Genomic DNA, 20,348 nt, shown 5'->3' with positions numbered 1-20,348 from the left:
CCAGGACACGCTGATTACGTTAAAAACATGATCACTGGTGCTGCTCAGATGGACGGCGGTATCCTGGTAGTTGCGGCGACTGATGGTCCTATGCCACAGACTCGTGAGCACATCCTGCTGGGTCGTCAGGTTGGTATCCCTTACATCATCGTATTCATGAACAAATGTGACATGGTTGATGATGAAGAGCTGCTGGAACTGGTTGAGATGGAAGTTCGTGAACTTCTGACTGAATACGAATTCCCAGGCGACGATCTGCCAGTAATCAAAGGTTCTGCTCTGAAAGCCCTTGAAGGCGACGCAGAGTGGGAAAAGAAAATCATCGAACTGGGTGAAGCACTGGATTCTTACATTCCAGAGCCAGAGCGTGCTATCGACAAGCCGTTCATCCTGCCAATCGAAGACGTATTCTCAATCTCAGGCCGTGGTACTGTTGTAACTGGTCGTGTTGAGCAAGGTATCGTTAAAGTTGGTGAAGAAGTAGAAATCGTTGGTATCAAAGATACGACTAAAACGACTTGTACCGGTGTTGAAATGTTCCGTAAGCTGCTTGACGAAGGTCGTGCAGGTGAGAACGTTGGTGTTCTGCTGCGTGGTACTAAGCGTGACGACGTTGAGCGTGGTCAAGTACTGGCTAAGCCTGGTTCAATCACTCCTCACACTAAGTTTGAAGCGGAAGTATACGTACTGTCTAAAGATGAAGGCGGTCGTCACACTCCATTCTTCAAAGGTTACCGTCCACAGTTCTACTTCCGTACAACTGACGTAACTGGTGCCGTTGAACTGCCAGAAGGCGTTGAAATGGTAATGCCAGGCGACAACCTGAAATTCGTAGTTGAGCTGATTGCTCCTATCGCGATGGAAGAAGGTCTGCGCTTCGCAATCCGTGAAGGTGGTCGTACTGTAGGTGCTGGTGTTGTTGCTAAAATCATCGAGTAATCGTTGATAGCTTCAAGCTAGTCCAAAAAAAGGTCGCGCAAGCGGCCTTTTTTATGCCCGCAATTAATCATTATGCAAGACTGACTGAGTGCACTTTCGATTAATAGGGGGAAATACCTATGTCCATAAAATAGTCAAAAGACAATACTCATCAGGTAAACAACAAGGGGTTCCTGATGAAAAATCTAACTAAAAAAACACTACTCTCAATCACTGTCGCCTGTGCTCTTCCTATGGCACCACTGTCTGCTAAAACGTTTGATATCGCATTAGCTGATAAACTCGCAGAAGCACCAGAACAATTACAACAGGTTATCGTTACTTTTGACGGTACCGGGCCGGTGAGTGCTCTGCAGCTTGATGCGCTTGCTGCGTTGGGTGTTTCTCAAGGGGTAAAACTACAGAATTTACCTATCGTGGGCATACTGGCCACTAAAGCGCAGGTCGAAGCACTCTATGCTCGTGATGATGTAGTGTCGGTTTATGACAATGCTCAACTCGAATTAGAAAATTACGAATCTACTCAAATTACAGGCGTACAGGCTATGCGCGCTGACCGTAACCTTCGTCACAACGGTGTACCGTATTCTGGCCGTGGAATTGGTGTAGTAGTGAATGATTCAGGGGTAGATGGCACACATTCAGACATCGCGTATCCTGATCACGTTGTACAAAACGTACTTGCTCAGACGAATTTGGCAAGCTTCAGCAGTATTCTTCCTATCACCTACCAAGAGAATGTCGCGAATAGTGATATTGGTGGCGGACACGGCAGTCATGTTGCTGGTACGGTTGGCGGCAACGGTGCACAAAGTAGTGGCTTACACGCAGGGGTAGCGCCTGGTGCTGATATTATTGGTTACGGCTCTGGCGCAGCGCTGTTTATTCTAGATACGCTGGGCGGCTTTGACTATGCGCTTACCCATCAATTTGATTACAACATCCGCGTTATCTCAAACTCGTTCGGCAATACCGGTGATGTAGGCACGCCGTTTAATCCAGATGATCCTACAAACGTGGCAACCAAAGCACTGGCCGATAGGGGCATTATTACGGTTTTCTCTGCGGGCAACTCCGGTGCTGGTGAATCAACAATAACGGGTAATTTCAAAAAGGCCCCTTGGGTAGTGACTGTGGCAGCGGGTGATAAAGAGGGTAATCTGGCTGACTTCAGCTCCCGTGGTGTCGACGGCAAAGGCGGTGAAGTGGTTGTCGACGGCGAAGTGTTTACCTGGGAAGACCGTCCAACGGTTACCGCACCTGGCGTGGATGTCATTTCGGTGAGAGCTTCAACATCCAGTTTGGGCGGACTCAGCGCCCAGGATGATGCTGCCATGATTGAGCCTCAACACTTGCCTTTCTACACGGTCTCTAGTGGTACATCTATGGCAGCACCCCATGTGTCAGGGATTGTTGCGCTGATGCTAGAAGCTGATCCTAATCTGCAATGGTTTGATGTTAAACGTATCCTTCAAGAAACGGCGACTCCAATGGCTGGACTTGCTGCCTGGGAGGCTGGTGCAGGCTATGTGAATGCGCACGCGGCAGTGAGTGCGGTGGTTAACGGGGAGGAGGTTTTCGGTGATACGCTGAAAATAGACCGCGAATTTAACGCCTTTGCAAACATTACGGAAGGCGACAGTTTTACCCTTGAAACAACGTACGTGCCAGTAGGGGACAGACCCACAGAAACATTCATCGTTGCAGATAATGTCTCCATGGTGCTGGCATCTGCATCAATTGAAACCGGTACCGCTTTTGTTCTCGAAGATCCTGCAGGTAACCGTTATGGTTCAGGGATTGGCCTGCCTGCACTGGGTTCTGCCGTAGGTACATCTGCACCGGGGATGGCTGGAACCTGGAAATTGTATAGTAGCGGTATTGGCAGCATAAGTGGCGTATCTGTTGATCCCCTTGGTGTGACAAATGGTCTTGGTGTGCCGAGCACAACAGAAGTGAATATCCGCTTGCTCGAAACCGCTGGATATACTGGCCTAGATGATGTTGATGGCCATCCAGCACAAAGCTATGTGGAATATGTTGTAGGTAAGCACTTGATGGACGGCACGGCGAACGGTTTCAAACCGGACAGTTTTATCAGTCGAGTCGAACTTGCAGATGCATTGTCGCTTTCTTCAAGCTTGCGTCAAACTTTGACCGGCAATGACAGTGCATTCAATGACGCTGGAGAATTTGGCGCAGTATTAAACAGCGTATCTACGCCGGGGACGCTGCTATCAGACCGTGTACAGTCGATGAACCCAGTCATGCTCACAGACTCGGCTTCGGTGTTTGGCAGCGATGATACGGTTAGCCGTGAAGCCCTGGCTTATTCACTGGTTCAGGCAATGGGTTTACAAGAGGCAGCAGAAGCGTTTGACCCAGAATCTCCGATTGTTGCCATTGTGTTTGGCGAAGCGATTGAGATTGATGACAGCGACGACATCTCACCAGCCATGCGAGGCTATGTGCAGCAGGCACTGGCTTCGGGCATTATGCAGGTGTCGGTGGCAGTGAGTCAGGGCCGATTTGATTTGGAGCCTACGGTTGCTGCATCGTTTGTACCGGATAATGCAGTAACTCGTGCTGATGTGGCTTTCAGTCTTACACTGAAAGACCAACTGTAAGTTATTCAAGGAGGCCGGCTTTGCCGGCCAGCCTGATAAGCTCAGCAGAACTTGAAACATTCAGTTTCTTATAAATATTACTCCGATGATTTTCAGCCGTTTTGAGACTCATCGTGAGTAGTTCCGCTATTCTCTTACTGGTATTGCCCGCTGCCACAAGAAAGAAAACTTCACGTTCTCTACGGGTTAGTACACTGAGGGGGCTGATGGTTGCGGGTGACGTCTCTGCGGTTAGTGATTCTAATCCCGGAAAAATTTGTTTACCTGCGGCGACCTGTTTAATCGCCTGAACCAGCGCATCAGCAGAGGTTTCTTTCTGCAGATATCCCTTGGCACCAGCATCGCGCATCGCTTCCATATATTCTCGTTCATTATGCATCGACAGTACCAGAATACGTGTCATCGGCCGTTGCGCGAGTATTTTGTCGATAGCCACGAGACCGCTCATTTCGGGCATGGAGATATCCATTAATACCACATCTGGACTCTCGGTCAGCACAAGATTAATTAAGCTGACACCATCGCCACATTCTCCAATCACCGTAAAATGGCCGTCGGCTTGTAACATTTGGATTAGGCCCTGGCGCATGATGACATGATCATCTGCAATGATAATTTTAATACTCATAGGGGAATGGTTACTCTTGTCTGGGTGCCTTTTCCTGGGCGGGAAATAATGTTCAGCTTCGCGTCGAAAGCCTTGGCGCGGTCAGCAATGCTCGTCAGCCCGACGCCCTTTGCCACTTGCTCATAGTCAAACCCGTTGCCATCGTCACGAATCTCTAGCAATAGCGAGTTGTAACTGCTTTGCAGGTTCAGGGAAATATGCGCAGCACCACTATGCTTCAATGCATTTGTAAGCACTTCCTGGGAAATTCTAAATACCAGCGTGCTTAGGTCGTCGGCGATGTCATTATGAAGCTGAACCAGACAGTCGCATTGCATATCGGTATCTTCAAATAATGAACGGCACAGCCATTTTAGTGCCGGCTTTAAGCCTAAGTCATCAAGGATGGTTGGGCTCATCATTCGTGAAAGATGTCTCACATCCTCCAATGCCATATTGGCTATTTCTGCAAGCTCCACAAACTCAGGATCACGGTTGCCTAGCGTGCTCAATCGACGAGTGAGGGCAGTAAGCAGTTGGCCGATTCCATCGTGAAGCTCACGGGAGAGGTTTGCTTTATCAGCTTCTTGCTGAGCCCACAGTCGCTTAGCCATACTGGTAAGCTGAAGCTGCTCCTCATCTAACCGCTTTTTAAGGAAGGCTTGTTGCTTAAGTATATCGGTGATGATGTCTTGATTATCATTGCCCAAGATATGCAGCCCTGTATTGTTTTGCCTGTTCTTCGGTAAGTTGTAAAAGCCAGTCTTCAAGGCTTTTTTGCATCAGTTGCTGGCTACCTGCGTCAGTTAATACACCATAGTACAAATGACTGCGCCAGAAATCAGGATGGGCAGCCAGGGCCTGCTTCAACGCGTTTGCCACATCTTCTCCATTGCGGGCTTTGAGGTACAGTAGTTGTAAGTAATACTGATAATAAATGGGCTTCATCAGCGATGAGGCACGTTTCATGAACTCGCTGTCTTTACCTAGCGCTAAGCGTTGTTGAAGATCGAGCGCAATCTTTATTTCAGTGAGTACCGGTATATTTCCTGGAAACAGAAGTTGCACGGTATCTTGTCCGGGCGCTGAAGATACGCCCTCAGTTTCAATGCTTAATGCCACTTTTAGCCAGGTTAGCATGGCGGTCTGTTCGCTCATCTGCGCAGTAATAAATGACTCAGCATCATTGATTTGTTCACTCAGGCAGTCAAAGTCAGCGATCATCAAACACACCTCACCATGCCATAATTGAATTTCAGCCTGGGAGCGAGGGTCTGTCGTTTCCAATGCCAGCGTCTCAGCCTGTTGCAGTGCTAATGTGCTGGCTGTTAAATCGCCCCTGGCAAATTGTAGATAACTGAACAGCAGATGATTAATCATCGCTTCCTGCTGCATGTTCCCTGAGATTTCTCCGGATGTGTTCTGCAGTAATCTGCTGGCGGCGATCCAGTCTCCTTTCACGAGCGAGAGCTGGGCAATATTCTGTTGGGTGCGCACCACATGTGCCTTGTCTTGAGCAGAAATGAACTGATTAAGCGCCTGTTGCCAATAAATATCAGCAAGTGAAAAATCGCCGGTGAGAAAATGCATGAAAGCAACATTGCTCATGCTTGCCGCTTTTTCACTTCGATTACTTTCCTGAACACGTATGTCCAAACCGCGCTTATAATAAGTGAGTGCCTTGGCGTACTGTCCCTGTTCCTCGTATAGGAAGCCGAGGGTATCCAGTACATGGGCTAATTCTTCGTTGTCGCCCAGCTCAGCGAGAATGTCTGAAGCTTCGTTGAGTGACGCTGCCGCTTCATCATAGTTGCCGAGCACCGCCGCGGCGTTGGCAAAGTTCGCCAGCGTTGTTGCTCGCTGCGCCGGGTAGTCGTTAACAGTGCGAAATGCCAGCGCATCAGAAAAATACTGGCTGGCGGTATCGTATTCGGCCAGCCTTAAGTGGGCGACACCAAATGCGTTTAACACCAATCCCTGACCTTCACGGTCTCCACGAGTTCTGAAAGCCACAAGGGCTTTGGTCAGTTCGTGATTGATGGCGTCACTGATGTTGCCGTTAATAATTTTTATTCTGGCCAGCTCAAACCAATATTGTCCTTCGCCTGGCGCCTGCTGGGTTGCTTGCTCATAGGCGTGGGCAGCCGCATCCATGTCTCCCGCCCATTCCATTACCATACCTAGCTCAGATAAAAGGCTGGCGCGATCTGGATAGCGCTGATTGAGTTCAGTAATGGTGCTTCTGGCAAGTTCAAGATCGTCGTTCGCGAGTGCTCTTATGTATTGACCACTAAGGGTAAAGAATGGGTCGACGTCAGGCAGGCTAAACAATACATCAAGATATTCTCGACAGGCACTGATGTCATTTTGATTAAGAGCCTGACGGGCTGCATAAAGCCATCCGCCGGGGTAGGTAGGGGCAGCCTCCTTTAGCTGGAACAATGCGTCACTGCTGTCTGCTTGGTTAAACCGATCATTGTTGAGGAAATAGCTCGATATGAATGCTGTGTCCTGCTCAGATGTAACCATTGTGGGTGAGGTGAGAAGGGCGTCACTGAGTTGGTTGGCAAATGCTTGTGCGTCGGCAGACAACTGCTCGATTGAAAAGGGTTGGGTGAAATCAAACAGTACGCTATCTGCAGGCATACTTCTGCCCGTAGCCCGTATCACCCAATGTGTCGCGCTGGCTTCAGCTGCATCAACATTAACGACAATATCTGCACTCATAGTAGTGGCAAGGTCGACCCGATCATGCTGATTGATGAACGGCTGTAGCGATAGATTCTTGGCAACCTCAAAGCTCGCATATTGATCGATGACGTCAATCTCTGGGGATGTACTCAAAGGCAGTGCAACCATGGCGTTAATGGTTTGCAGTACCGGTACATCATCAGCAGCTAATAGCAGCAGTCGCTTTGTACCCGATGTTGCTACTGGCGGTACTGAGTCTGTGGAGTAAAACTTAAACACCATCAGCATCAGATATATCGAAGCGAGAATTACCGCTCCGACAACTAAAAATGAATGGGTGTTCACATGATAGCTTCCGTCTTTAATTGACGGGAAATCACTAAACTGCGGCCTAGCCTGAGGCGAATGGCTGGTCATTTTGCTGAGTAATTTACGTTCAGCATTCAGGCTTCGTTTATCCGCCTTTGTGTTTACGGTAACAGCGCCGAGAACCAGTTCAAGCACTTTGCCAGCAGAATAAACCTCGGAGGTCGCTGATGCCTTACCCGTAGCGATGACTTCAGGTGCGGTAAATGCAACATGGCCGCTGGTGTGTTCACTTTGGCTGGTCTCGTGACCGATACCAAAATCAATTAACAGCAGCTCATCGTGTTCATCAATGAGAATGTTATCCGGTTTGATATCGCCATGGCTGATACCGGCAACGTGACAGGCCATGAGTGCATCAAGTAATTGATCCCGCCATATTTGATAACGGTCTAACGATACGGGCTTTTCCATGCGCACATAAAGCGGGTTACCCGGCACAAACGACATGGTGAAAAAGGCATCGTTAAAATGGGTGTAGACGTCGTGAATGCGAATGATGCGGGGATGTTGTAACTTTCTACCTATGTTCACTTCGTTGCGAAGCACTTCCATGCCGGCAGGGTTGGTATTCGCGTCGGGAATGTACTTCAGCGCAACATCGGTTTGGAGCAACATGTCATAGGCAAGGAAAACACTGGCTTGAGCGCCTTTTCCAAGCTGACGGATGACCTTGAAACGATCAGACAGGACTAAACCTGCCTCCGGTAAGGAAGCGTTTTGCAATTGTTGTGTATGTAGTGCATCCGCTTGGGAAGCACCTTTATTATTATTATGCAAAACTTACCCTGTAATTGCCCAGTGGGGCACCTGTCAGGATTGACGTATCAGGTTCAGTTTATGTTCGATAGAGTGGAATAACAATCGCAAAGATAACAAATCAGCAATCTGTCGCGCGAATGCAACTTCGTTTTCGGTGAAATACTGCCTACCGGAAATGTTGTCACCATACAGCACGCCAATCACATTGGACTCGTCAAAAAGGGGTATGCAAACGGCTGCCTGAATTCGATTCGCGATAACGCTTTGCTGCGTATTGTAATCGTCAAGCTGCATGATATTGCCCAGAGCAAGCGGTTGCTTCTGGGATATGGCATTCCTTATCACGGTTCGACTGCCGGTAAAGCGGCTTTCATCCATCCAGGGTTGATAGCCCGTAGCCTGCGAAATATTCGCATTGTTATCGCAAAGGAGTACCGCAGTTCGTTCACAGCGAAGTGTTTGAGCGAAACAGTTTTGCGCCATGTCGATGAGTGACTGGGTATCTGCGCAATCAGCGAGGGCAGCCTTCAGTGCGTTAAGTCTGGATTGCTGCCAGATGTCAAGGGAGGCAGCCTGCATTTCAGAGTCCACACTGGTGGTTGTTAGCTCACACGCCACCGGACCAAAGTGTAAAACAACAGAGCTATCCAGCATCAACGACGAGACAGGTTTTCCATGGATAAAACAGCCTGTGGTACTGGTATCCTGAAGGCTCCAACGGTCGTCATTTTGGGCAATCAGAATGGCATGTTGACGTGACACCTGAGGATGAGGGATGACAATATCGGCCAGTTCACTGCGGCCGAGAATATAATGTCGTCCCGGCATCAGTGTTCTTTGGGTGACAATCCCATTATGTTCAGCAAGGGCAACCTGCAAAGGCATAGATATCTGCTCCGGTCAGATTACATAACCCGCAAGGCGTACCGTAAACTGGAGAATTTTGACTTCAGTTCACCTTCAACATTTACCAGCGTATCAGACGCTTGCCATACATCAGGCATTGCACCAGCCGGAGCCGCATTAATAAGGCTTATCAGGCTGTCTACTTCTTCCAGTGCGCTATCAAAATCCTGATCGGACACGGCGAAAGACAATAACGTCATGCTGTGTTCAATGGCTGCAAGTGTAACTGGCTGGATAAGGTTGCCATGCAGAGATAAGAAACTCTCAATATCTGACACCTTGTCACTCACAATATTGGCAGGTGTGCGGGTATCTAGCATGATCATAAAGTCAGAGAATTTACCTGTATTGCCTCTGGCCCTAATACTTCCGGCAGAAACCAGCGTGGTCATGTCAGTGAATGTACCATCGGCGTGAGAGGTAAATAGACGCAGCGGTAAATCAGGCGTGTAATGAATAGCTTTGGTATAAAGTTCTACTGTTGCCACACCTTCAAACGCAAAGCCGCTGTCAGGATCGGGAGTAATAGACACCACAACAGGAAATGCAGTTGTGGGCGAGACCAGCAGTGAATTCAGGCGCTCGGTAATAGATAACGCATTGGGGGTGAGCATTTCAGCGCTAATAGTCAATGTTTCTGGATTTAAGCCTACGACTTTTTCAAACTCGATGGAAAGGTCGACGGCAATTGTGTCAGTTACCTGGATAGAGGCGGTGACGGCGTTATCAGAATAATTCAGCGTTTGGGGCAACACGACGTCGGCTTTTGCTGTCGATACCAAGGTAAAACACATCGTCGCTACTGCGGTGAGCGATCGCACTATGTTTGTTTGCATATTATCACCTCATTTAAAACGGTTTACTTAATCACGTCCGATGCAGCACTAACAAGGACTGCACCGGATACTAACTCATTGATAGTATTGAGTGTAAAAGCGTGAAGCCAACACGGCATAATGTGCTCGTGTTACCGCTTCGTCAGGTGAGAATGTGGCAGTGAAAGTTGGCGATAAATCAAACGCTCCCTGTTCAATACCAAACTCAACGTTAACCAGTGATAAGTCGATGGCTAACTGAACATACCCTTTTAGTTCATCAGGGATGCTGTCCTGATCGGCTAAAACTATTTGCTCTCCTCTATATTCAACGACTATATCATTGGTAGGATCAAATGTTGTAGCTGAATTTTCGAGCCCTAACATCTGTACAAATGAGTAAGCGGCATCGAGTTTGGTATATAAACCGTTGCTATCAGCAGTACCTGAAGGCGAGAGCAACAACGGCGCTTGTGAACCCGTCATGTCTTTGAGTGCCGCACCAGGACTCAGTACCGCTTCCATGAAGGGGCGGTGTGCAACTGGCACTCCAGAAGCCGCTGGCAATGGTTCGTTTAACAGATCTCTATATTGTCTTACAGCGCCACCCATCGTCGCGTACTTAGCAAATCCACTGCGTTTTAACCGCGTTTCCGGGAAGAATTTACGGTGATTCAGGCCGTCGACCAGTCGCTCACTGATAGCGAACTCAATTGCACCGGCGTAAGGGTGGCCTTCCACGTCATCAAGACCCTGGAAACCACCTGATATCTCGTAGGTAACATCTACAGAAAAGTTTTCAGGCAGGCCAGGACCGTTTGTTAACCCAAGTGGATCGGCCGTTACGCCAGATAGTGACGTTAGGCCATAGACATAAACGCCCCATGTTCCCGCCATGCCTGGCGCAGACACGCGCATGCTCTCGGTCAGTACCGGTGTTGTCAGGTTGCCAAAATATTCTGTACCGTCAGGAGCAACCAGTACCAGTTTGGTCAGGTTGGCAAGGGTACTGCTGGCAGCCTTAACCAGCGCCACGTCATCAGCCACTTCGAAATATTGAATTTCTGGTTCGCCCACTGGTGAATAAAATACATCCAGCGTAGTTACATCATCCGAAGGCGTTGTTAATGCATTGGTATTGAAGGTTTTGTCTTCGAGGTTATTCACTGTAACATCATAGTTCATGTCGTAATTCAGCGAGGCGGCCACGGCAGCTTTAGCATTAACATAACCTGCACCCACTTCCCAGCGCTCATAGCCAGGCATGTTGGTCGCAGACTCTTGGAGTAACTTTTTGATGGTTAGGTTATCTAGTTCAGGGTTCGCTTCCAGCATCAGCGCAATGATACCGGCTACATGCGGCGTAGCCATTGAGGTACCTGAAATCATGGTGTAGAAAGGAATATATTCAGGCTCAATGGCTGCAAGATCTGCGTCTCCGCCATTGGCGGCCAGGTTAGTGGATGCGCGGGTAGAAATGATATCTACGCCGGGTGCAACAATGGTGACGTCGTTGTTGTAAGTCCACTCTGTGCCGTCTGGCATCGTAAACGTACCTGATTCAGACGCTAAACCCCGGGATGAGAAATCGGCAAGTTTTCCTGTTTTATCACCAGCACCAACAGAAATGCCCCACGGAATTTGTGCATAAGGGTTGTGTGAGTCTTCACCCGGGCCAGAGTTACCCGCTGCAAACACGCTCATGATCCCTAATTTGTGTGCTTTATACGTGGCCATAGAAACCGGACCGAGTGGATCGTATTTGCCACTGGAACCCCAGGAATTACTGATCACTTTAATGGGGCTGTCATAGCTGTAAAGATTGCTGATAGCAAAATCAAAACCACCCAGTGAGTCGAGAATCAATACGGCGCCACCGGAGCCATAGCCAATAAGGTCTGCATCGGGCGCTGCGCCTTGGTGTTTACCGTCAGACATAATGCCTGTACCGGCAATGGTTCCCGCACAATGTGTGCCGTGACCGGAATTGAGATCGGTATTCGGCTGTCCAGTTAAGGTAAAACCGTTGGTCACGCCAGTGAGAGAAAGCGCTGATGCGTGTGTAACGGCCTGAACATTTTCAACAACCTTGTCACCGAAGAATAAATCCTGGTGGGTGGCATCAATACCCGAGTCATTCACCATGATGGTTACACCTTTACCCGTGTAAGCCATTCCGTTTCGGCTAATGAAATCTTCACTTTGAAGTTGGTCGACCCCAGTGATTTGTCGGGATTCTTCGTTGTAGAACTTAACCGGGCGGTTGGCAAAAACAGACCGCACACCGTCCATGGCCGCGATCTCAGAAATTTGCGCTTTTGTTGCCAGTACACCAATGATGGGCAGAGTGTTGAACTGAACGCCCTCGGTAATCCCGAGGTCAAGGAGTCGCTGAAGTTGGGTTTCAGCCAAAGGATCTAATTGCTCGTAGGTCACCACCGCCATGACCGGCTGGTTGTCTGCTAAGGTCAGCAGGGTTTCCTGTAATTGTTCGCCAATATAAGCATCAGCAAGTGCATCTTGTGCAGGAAGTGTTATCATCGCCGCCGCTAAGGCTGAGAGGGTAAATTTTTTCATCTTCGTCGCTCCACCACATGTTGTTTACTGGCCGTTACTGATGGCCTTGTCGTTGTTATGCCTTCAGTGTCGCTGTTTGGTTTTTGCCCCGCTATAGGGGATTACACCTAGATCACCATGTAAGTAGAGCAATAAGGACGTTATGACGGTTGAAGTTGAAACATTCTCTTAACAAAGCTGCGTTACTTTGAGCTGTTGATAAATAAAGTGGTGTTTGCCATGCGCTTTGACTCTATAAAATCCCGTCTGATGCTAATGACCTTAATCTGTGTTGTTGGTATGACACTGTTAGTGCTGAATCAGCACGTCTTCACTAAGCACTTATTCAAGCTTCACGAGCAACATAACTTACTGCTGCATCTCGAGCAGGAATTGTTGCAGCTTAGGCGCCACGAGAAAGACTTCCTTTTGCGCCATCAAATGGACTATTACCACCGGTTTACTGCACGCTCTGAGCGCTTTGCACAAGATTTGGTGAGGTTGTCACCTCTGCTGGAAGATTACGCGCTTCCTGTTGAACAAACGGGCGTACTGGCCCAAAGCATGGACGACTACCAGCGCCTGTTTCAGAAAGTGGTCACCTTGCAAAGCCAGATTGGTCTTACCCGGCAAAGTGGTCTGCAAGGTAAACTCACTGAAATTGAAACCAGTATGGAGCGGGATGCGTTTTTCGATTACGGCAAACCGGCTTATCAGCAAAAGGTGATTCTTCAACTGGCTACCCGTAATTACTTACTGACCCACGAAGGCTTTTACCGTCAGACAGTGGCTCAAGCCTTAGAACAGCTTCGTCAGTCTGCGGCTATAAGCAATAATAAGGCGGCGGGGGTTTTAATTGACCATTACGCGAGTAACTTTAATCAACTTTCTGAAGCCATATTTTCTATGGGGTTAAGTCACAACGAAGGTCTTCGCGGTGAATTCCGTCATCAGGCCCACGATGTCGAAGACAAGCTGAATAGTATTGAAGTGGCACTGCAACCGCTAATCGAAGCACAACAACAGCAGGTGCGGGTTTATAGTCTGTCTATTGCCGCTGCAACGTCGCTGGCGCTTATCTTGTTGTTGGTGAAAAGTTTCGCCACATTTCATCGTGCCTTTGCTAATTTCGTCATGTTCTTTTACCGTTGTAAGCGGCAATATCAGAAAATAGATACCCGTCAGCTGGGATTTGCTGAGTTTAAGTCTCTGGCGGAGCTTGCCAATGAGATGGTTGAATCGCGCCGCGATATAGAAAAGAAACTGGCTAAAGCTGAAGCAAAACTCGAAGAACATAACACGCCTGCCAACTAGCGGGTACGATAGAAAAGGTTTTAACAGGATATGAAATATACATCACTAGGTAGTAGTGGCTTGCAAGTGTCAGAAGTGTGTTTAGGCACCATGACCTGGGGCATTCAAAATACACAGCAAGATACCGATGATCAGATGGCCGTTGCGTTGTCGTCAGGCATTAACTTTCTTGATACCGCTGAAATGTATCCGATTCCGCCGAACGAGCCGACTTCCGGCGATACTGAGCGTCAGTTAGGTGATTGGTTAAGTCGTAACCAGACCCAGCGTGATGAACTCATTGTTATGACCAAGATTGCGGGTAGCGGCATTCACTGGATTCGTGACGGCGATATTATTAATGCCGAGAATATTGCTACGGCTATTGAAGGTTCACTTCAGCGCTTACAGACCAGTTACATCGATGTATATCAACTGCACTGGCCAAATCGCACTTCTCCGCATTTCGCCAAGCATTGGCCTGGCATGGTTAACCCCACGAAAACGAACCGCGAGCAAGAAGTCGAAGGGATGCGCAATATTCTCACTGGTCTTAAAGCGGCTATCGACGCGGGTAAAATCCGCCATTGGGGCTTGTCTGACGATACGCCTTGGGGAATCCACACGTTCCTGCGTTTGTGCGACGAGATGAATATTCCCAAACCGGTATCGATTCAAAACGAATTCAGTTTGTTGCACGGGAAAGACTGGCCGTATTTAATTGAAATGTGTCACCTGGAAGATATTGCTTATTTACCGTGGTCGCCGTTAGCTACCGGTATGCTGGCAGGCAAGTACATGGATGGCGGCAGACCAAAAGGTTCTCGTTGGACGTTTGTACAACGCCAGGGACTGTTTCGTGATAAGCAGTCTGCTCATGACGCAACGAAGCGTTATGTTGAAATTGCTGGTCGTGCGGGTATCACACCTTCGCAACTTGCCTTAGCCTGGTGTCAGCAAGTGCCGGGGGTAACCTCTACCATTATCGGTGCAACCACCACCGAGCAGCTCGAAGAAAATATAAAAGCGTTCGACATCACGTTAGACGATGCCATTTTGCGTCAGATTGACGAGGTTTACCGTACCTACCCACAACCCTTCTAAATGATGGGGTAGTCATTTCACTGTCATAAATTCGCCATACACTCACTGCTATAAATTCAGTGAGTGTATGTATTATGGCGATTTCCCACACAGAAGTGGACGTACGCGTTGCGGCAGGTACGCCCCGTCAGTCTTCAAAGAACTGGTTCTTACTCCTTTCTCTTATTTATCTCATGTTGCTGGCTGTATCGATGATCGGCAGCGGCTTCAAACTGGCTACTGCTCATCATGCGAGCGGACTGTTCGAGTTTGCCTCCAACCCGGTGATGGGACTTATCATTGGTATGGTAAGTACGGCGCTGTTGCAGTCGTCGAGTACAGTGACATCAATCATCGTTGCTATGGTTGCGGGTGGATTACCTATCACAGTGGCGATCCCCATGATCATGGGCGCAAATATCGGCACCAGCATTACCAACACGATTGTGAGTCTGGGTCATGTGGCTAATAAAGATGAATTCAGACGTGCCTTTCACGCGGCCACGGTACACGACTTCTTTAACGTTATGGCGGTAATGGTATTTTTACCATTGGAGATATTTACCGGTTTACTGGAAAAGTCGAGCAGTTACCTGGTGGGTATATTCCATGTGGATTCAGTCGTAGCGGTAGAAGGGATCAATCCGATAAAAGCTATCACTGCACCGGTGGTGAACATGGTTTCAGACTCATTAAGCTTTCTTTCCGCTGAGTATGCCGGGATTATTAAAATAATTCTTGGGGTGATGCTAATTGTCGCCTCCATCACGTTTATGGGCAAGGTAATGAAAACGCTGATGGTAGGGAAAGCCAAAGATATTTTGCATACCAGTATTGGCAAAGGTCCGGTTTCTGGTATCGCCTCTGGTGCTGTGGTAACCGTGCTGGTGCAATCTTCTTCAACGACCACATCATTGATGGTGCCTTTGGTTGGCAACGGCATTCTCAAAGCCAAAGATATCTACCCCTTTACCCTCGGCGCTAATATCGGTACGTGTATTACCGCTGTGATTGCTGCGCTTGCCGTTACCGGGTCGACCGCCGGTTTGGCAATGCAAATAGCCCTCGTGCATTTACTGTTTAACGTGTTTGCGGTAGTGCTGATATTTGGCCTGCCCATACTGCGTGAAGTGCCTTTAAAGCTGTCATCAGGACTGGCGAACCTGGCCGCTGAACAAAAATTATACGGTGCAGCCTATATTGCCGGACTATTTTTCGTCGTTCCGCTCTCTGTTATTTTCCTTTCGCGATAATTTTTGCATGGCGCTGACTGTCCCGGTCAGCGTCAAATTGCCGCTTCTTTTGGGTACTTCCTGACACGTTATCGAATTTTTTGCATAGAATGGCACTGGATCGCAACCCACTCGCGCATTTTCGCCGAACTCTGCTATATACATAGTGCAGAGAGCCATTACTCACCACGCTCTAGTCCCTGAATCGTAAGACTTTGGTCGCAGCATCCATATTTTATGGAGTAATTCCCCACATTTTGTCACACAATGAATTTGTTTCATTGATGTTAAATTTTGGTTAGGGGCTGGTTGAGATCGTCGTTTGACTCGTGTCCCTCTGAGAGATCCATTCACACACGTAAAATAAATCTGATTTTTGTAAAATTAATCGGGAGAGAACACATGTATACACGTATTGCAGCTTGTTGCGCACTGGCATTGGCAAGTACTCAGGCAAGTGCCTTTGATTTTAGTTTTAAAGGTATGATTAAAACAGAAGTCGTTGCGTCCACTGAAGGGGTCGGGAGTTACGGCAGCACTTATAGCCATGTTGCGCCTACCCACGCTTTGAGAACTGATATTTTTAACGGACAGCCTGCTACCGATCAGGAGACGAATTACCTCGAATCCCAATCGACGTCTTTTCAGGCAGCCCAGTCCCGTTTCTCCCTGAACATGAAGCATAATAAAATCCGTGGTGTGCTAGAACTTGATTTCATCGACGGTGAAGACGGCTTTACCAACCAGACAGCGCTGCAGGCTCAGGAGCCTAGACTGCGCTTAGCGACCCTTTATTACGACTACAGCGATAACCTGACACTGTTTGCTGGCCAAAAATGGTCTACAGCGGCAGGTATAAAATCCAGCGGCAGCTATAACTGGGTGGGTAATGGGTTCCGTGCTGGTAATACAGGCTTCCTGGCGATGGAAGCCGGTGCGACCTATAAGGTTGATAACCTGACACTCACCGGTGCCGTTACGGGTAAAGGCCGTAACCTAAGCAGCAGCGGTGTAAACAACAATGAGCTGGGCGGTATGCCTGGGTTTGCAATCGATGCTAACTACAAAATTTCTGGCCATGTATTTGGTTTTGCAGCTCACGTTGCGGAACTGCAATTTGAAGATGAACCCAGCTATGTTGGCGGCGGAAACCAAGATGCAAACCTCTTCAAAGTGTATACAACCCTGAACTTTGGAACGGTAAGCTTGAACGGTGAATACTACACTGGCGAAGCACTGAATAACCAAAACGCTTTGGGTGTGGCGCCTGCTGTAACTATCAGTAGTGGTATGGTAAGTGAAAGCTTCTCGGAAAGTGGTTACATGCTTTATGCAAGCTGGACACCTGCAGCTGGTCACAATATTAAAGTGGGTTACGGTAGTGCTTCTGTAGACTCGGGCGACCGCGATCGTTTGTCTGCAACCAGCCTGAATGAAAACAGCACGGCTTATATTAACTATGGTTATCAGGCCACAGAAGGGCTTACTACTTTTGCGCAGTTAACGCACTTCGATACCGAGTATGGTTCAGACTACGAGAGCTTTACCACGGCTGTTATTCGTGCCGGTGTGGTCTTCAAGTTCTAACCCCCATTGGTGAGAAAAGGTTCACCCTGTTCGTCCCTATAGCCTGTATGAATCGATGGCATAGCGGAAAAAAATGCAGGGTGTGCCGCTTTATTCCCCGGTCAGCCGGAGCAATGCGCGGGCAATCTGAACTAACCAGTTAGATCATGAGACTAAGGTACTATGTTTTTGTCTTAAAAGAGCAAAATCGCTAAGACCAAAGTCTCATTTTGCTTTATCAGGGAATAGCTACTCTGTTTAACAGACAATTATTACTGGATTAACATGACATCGGAGGCATAAATCCATGACTGCCAGCAAGACGTATCCTGTACCGGAAAATATTCTAGAACAAACACATCTGACTCAGGAACAGTACGAGAAGATGTACAAACAGTCGGTAGAAGACCCTGAAGGCTTCTGGGGCGAGTACGCTTCGACATTAGATTGGTACACGAATCCAACAAAAACTAAGAACACGCACTTTGGTGCAGACGACGTCTCTATCAAATGGTTTGAAGATGGCGAGATCAACGCCAGTTACAACTGTATCGATCGTCACCTGGCTGAAAATGCCAAGAAAGTTGCCCTTTTCTGGGAAGGTGATTCGCCAGAAGACAACGAAGAAATTACTTATCAACAACTGCACTATGAAGTATGTAAACTTGCTAACGGCCTGAAAAAGCTGGGTGTTGGCAAAGGCGATCGTGTTGCGGTTTATATGCCAATGGTGCCACAAGCCGCCTATGCCATGCTGGCTTGTGCCCGTATTGGTGCTATTCACTCTGTTATCTTCGGCGGTTTCTCGCCAAACGCTATTGCCGACCGTATCAACGACAGTAAAGCCAAGGTGGTCATTACCTGTGACGAAGGCCGTCGTGCTGGTCGTTCTGTGCCGTTGAAAGTCAACGTAGACAAAGCGCTGGCAAACGGTGCATGCCCATCCATCACCAATGTTGTGGTACACAAACTGACTGGTGGCGATGTTAAATTTAACAGCGATGTGGATGTGTGGTGGGATCAACTGGTAGAAGATTGTTCTGCACAGTGCGAACCTGAAGTGATGAACGCAGAAGATCCGCTGTTTATTCTTTATACCTCTGGTTCTACAGGTACACCAAAAGGCGTGGTACACACCACCGGTGGTTTCCTGTTGTATTCATCGATGACATTCAAGTATGCATTCGATTACCGTGAAGACGATATCTATTGGTGTACCGCCGATGTGGGCTGGATTACTGGCCACAGCTACATGGTTTACGGGCCACTCATCAACGGTGCATCACAGGTATTCTTTGAAGGTGTACCGACTTACCCTGACGTGCGTCGTATTGCCCAGGTTGTTGAAAAGTACAAAGTAAACAGCCTTTATACTGCACCAACTGCGATTCGTGCGCTGATGGCACACGGTGAAGCACCGGTGGAAGGATGTGATTTGTCATCACTGCGCCTGCTTGGTTCAGTGGGTGAGCCAATCAACCCTGAAGCGTGGGAATGGTACTACCGTGTAATCGGTGAGAGCCGTTGTCCTATTATGGATACCTGGTGGCAAACTGAAACCGGCGGCATGATGATCACGCCTCTGCCGGGTGCGACTGCGCTGAAGCCGGGCTCTGCGTCCCGTCCATTCTTCGGTATTCAGCCTGCCTTGTTCGATGCCGACGGTAACGATTTGGAAGGCGCAGCTGAAGGAAACCTGGTCATCAAAGACAGCTGGCCTAGCCAAGCGCGAACTGTTTATGGCGATCACGAGCGTTTCATTCAGACTTACTTTAGTGCTTACAAAGGTGTTTACTTCACCGGTGATGGTGCCCGTCGCGATGAAGACGGTTACTACTGGATTACCGGCCGTGTGGACGACGTACTGAACGTTTCTGGTCACCGTTTAGGTACTGCGGAAATTGAAAGCGCGTTGGTTGCTCACCCTAAAGTGGCTGAGGCCGCGGTAGTGGGTTACCCGCACGATATCAAAGGTCAGGGCATTTATGTGTATGTTACACCGAATGAAGGCATCGAGCCTGATGATGAACTGACTAAAGAACTGCGTGCCTGGGTACGTCAGGAACTGAGCCCAATTGCCACGCCGGATATGATTCAGTGGTCTCGCGGCCTGCCGAAAACCCGCTCTGGTAAAATCATGCGCCGTATTCTGCGTAAGATTGCTGCCAACGAGCACGAGCAACTTGGTGATACCTCAACGTTGGCTGATCCGTCGGTTGTTGATACACTCATCGAGGAGCGCTTAAACAAATAAGGGAAAATAATGATAACGCTGCTGATTGCTGACGACCATCCGCTATACCGGGATGCTTTGCGGGGGGCGTTATCGTTAACCCTGCCGGACCTTATCCTCAGAGAGGCCGGCGACCTGAACACCACGGTCGATATTCTTGAAAAAGAGGATATCGACCTGCTTCTCCTCGATCTCCATATGCCTGGCAGCCACGATATGTTTGGCTTGCTTCATATCCGCAAACTGTTCCCTGAATTGCCTGTTGCCGTGGTCTCCGGTACCGAAGATGCGACATTAATTTCTAAGATAGTCGGGGTAGGGGCGTTAGGGTTTATTCCGAAAACCGCCAGCTCTGGCGATATTGCGAATGCGGTACAGTCTATTCTTGATGGTGATATCTGGTTACCAGACTCGGTGAGCGAAGAGTTGGAAGAAGTCGATGAGGAATTTTCTGAATTGGCTGACCAAATAGCGACGCTCACGCCCTCACAATACAAAGTACTTTGTTACATGAGAGATGGTTTGCTGAACAAGCAAATCGGCTACAATTTAGATATTGCTGAAGCGACCGTGAAAGCCCATGTCACGGCCATCTTCAAAAAGCTGGGAATTAATAATCGTACACAAGCGGTACTGATTGCTTCACAGCTGGAACTAGAACCGCCTAAGTAA

Annotated in this window: 14 protein-coding genes; 8 read left to right on the top strand and 6 right to left on the bottom strand. The window is 48.4% G+C overall.

Annotated elements, in window-relative coordinates; translation table 11 throughout:
• The coding region (tuf, locus tag BFC18_RS10470; protein ID WP_070125510.1) for an elongation factor Tu at positions 1 to 939 on the top strand (939 nt) is incomplete at its 5' end.
• 176 nt (positions 940 to 1,115) lie between these two features.
• Positions 1,116 to 3,566, top strand: a complete 2,451-nt coding sequence (locus BFC18_RS10465; protein WP_070125503.1) for a S8 family serine peptidase — start codon at positions 1,116 to 1,118, stop codon at positions 3,564 to 3,566.
• 1 nt (position 3,567) lies between these two features.
• Here BFC18_RS10465 and BFC18_RS10460 read toward each other — a convergent pair whose 3' ends face one another.
• From BFC18_RS10460 to BFC18_RS10435, 6 genes are all read right to left on the bottom strand, one after another.
• Positions 3,568 to 4,194, bottom strand: a complete 627-nt coding sequence (locus BFC18_RS10460) for a response regulator (RefSeq protein ID WP_070125502.1) — start codon at positions 4,192 to 4,194, stop codon at positions 3,568 to 3,570.
• Positions 4,191 to 4,883 carry a sensor histidine kinase gene (locus BFC18_RS10455; protein ID WP_070125501.1) on the bottom strand — a complete coding sequence of 231 codons (693 nt, stop codon included), beginning with the start codon at positions 4,881 to 4,883 and terminating at the stop codon, positions 4,191 to 4,193. Before BFC18_RS10455 ends, BFC18_RS10460 begins: the two co-directional genes overlap by 4 nt.
• Positions 4,873 to 8,010: a protein kinase domain-containing protein gene (locus BFC18_RS10450; protein ID WP_070125500.1), complete on the bottom strand. Its 3,138-nt coding sequence runs from the start codon at positions 8,008 to 8,010 to the stop codon at positions 4,873 to 4,875. Before BFC18_RS10450 ends, BFC18_RS10455 begins: the two co-directional genes overlap by 11 nt.
• A gap of 33 nt (positions 8,011 to 8,043) precedes the next feature.
• Entirely contained in the window at positions 8,044 to 8,877 is an 834-nt protein-coding gene (locus BFC18_RS10445; RefSeq protein WP_070125499.1) for an FHA domain-containing protein, read from the bottom strand.
• Between the two features lie 20 nt (positions 8,878 to 8,897).
• Positions 8,898 to 9,734, bottom strand: a complete 837-nt coding sequence (locus tag BFC18_RS10440; protein ID WP_070125498.1) for a DUF6689 family protein — start codon at positions 9,732 to 9,734, stop codon at positions 8,898 to 8,900.
• Positions 9,735 to 9,809: 75 nt separating this feature from the next.
• A complete protein-coding gene (locus tag BFC18_RS10435) occupies positions 9,810 to 12,290 on the bottom strand; it encodes a S8 family peptidase (protein ID WP_070125497.1) in 2,481 nt (826 codons plus the stop codon).
• Between the two features lie 219 nt (positions 12,291 to 12,509).
• Here BFC18_RS10435 and BFC18_RS10430 point away from each other — a divergent pair, with 219 nt between their 5' ends.
• The 6 genes from BFC18_RS10430 (at position 12,510) to BFC18_RS10405 (ending at position 20,348) form a co-directional block, all read left to right on the top strand.
• The gene (locus tag BFC18_RS10430) at positions 12,510 to 13,583 is read left to right on the top strand and encodes a chemotaxis protein (protein ID WP_070125496.1); all 1,074 of its coding nucleotides are present in this window, start codon (positions 12,510 to 12,512) and stop codon (positions 13,581 to 13,583) included.
• A 30-nt stretch (positions 13,584 to 13,613) separates the two neighbouring features.
• Positions 13,614 to 14,666, top strand: coding sequence for an aldo/keto reductase (locus BFC18_RS10425; RefSeq protein ID WP_070125495.1), 1,053 nt, complete (start codon positions 13,614 to 13,616; stop codon positions 14,664 to 14,666).
• 74 nt (positions 14,667 to 14,740) lie between these two features.
• The gene (locus BFC18_RS10420; protein ID WP_070125494.1) at positions 14,741 to 15,898 is read left to right on the top strand and encodes a Na/Pi symporter; all 1,158 of its coding nucleotides are present in this window, start codon (positions 14,741 to 14,743) and stop codon (positions 15,896 to 15,898) included.
• A 381-nt stretch (positions 15,899 to 16,279) separates the two neighbouring features.
• On the top strand, positions 16,280 to 17,464 hold the full coding sequence (locus BFC18_RS10415) for a hypothetical protein (RefSeq protein WP_070125493.1): 1,185 nt from the start codon (positions 16,280 to 16,282) through the stop codon (positions 17,462 to 17,464).
• Positions 17,465 to 17,750: 286 nt separating this feature from the next.
• Positions 17,751 to 19,697, top strand: coding sequence for an acetate--CoA ligase (gene acs / locus BFC18_RS10410; RefSeq protein ID WP_070125492.1), 1,947 nt, complete (start codon positions 17,751 to 17,753; stop codon positions 19,695 to 19,697).
• A 9-nt stretch (positions 19,698 to 19,706) separates the two neighbouring features.
• Positions 19,707 to 20,348 carry a response regulator transcription factor gene (locus tag BFC18_RS10405; RefSeq protein ID WP_070125491.1) on the top strand — a complete coding sequence of 214 codons (642 nt, stop codon included), beginning with the start codon at positions 19,707 to 19,709 and terminating at the stop codon, positions 20,346 to 20,348.

It is taken from the genome of Alteromonas confluentis, from assembly GCF_001757105.1.
In the GTDB taxonomy this organism is placed as follows: Bacteria; Pseudomonadota; Gammaproteobacteria; order Enterobacterales; family Alteromonadaceae; genus Alteromonas; species Alteromonas confluentis.
The sequence above is the reverse complement of the archived record's forward strand: the minus strand, read 5'-3'. Positions and strand labels throughout refer to the sequence as shown.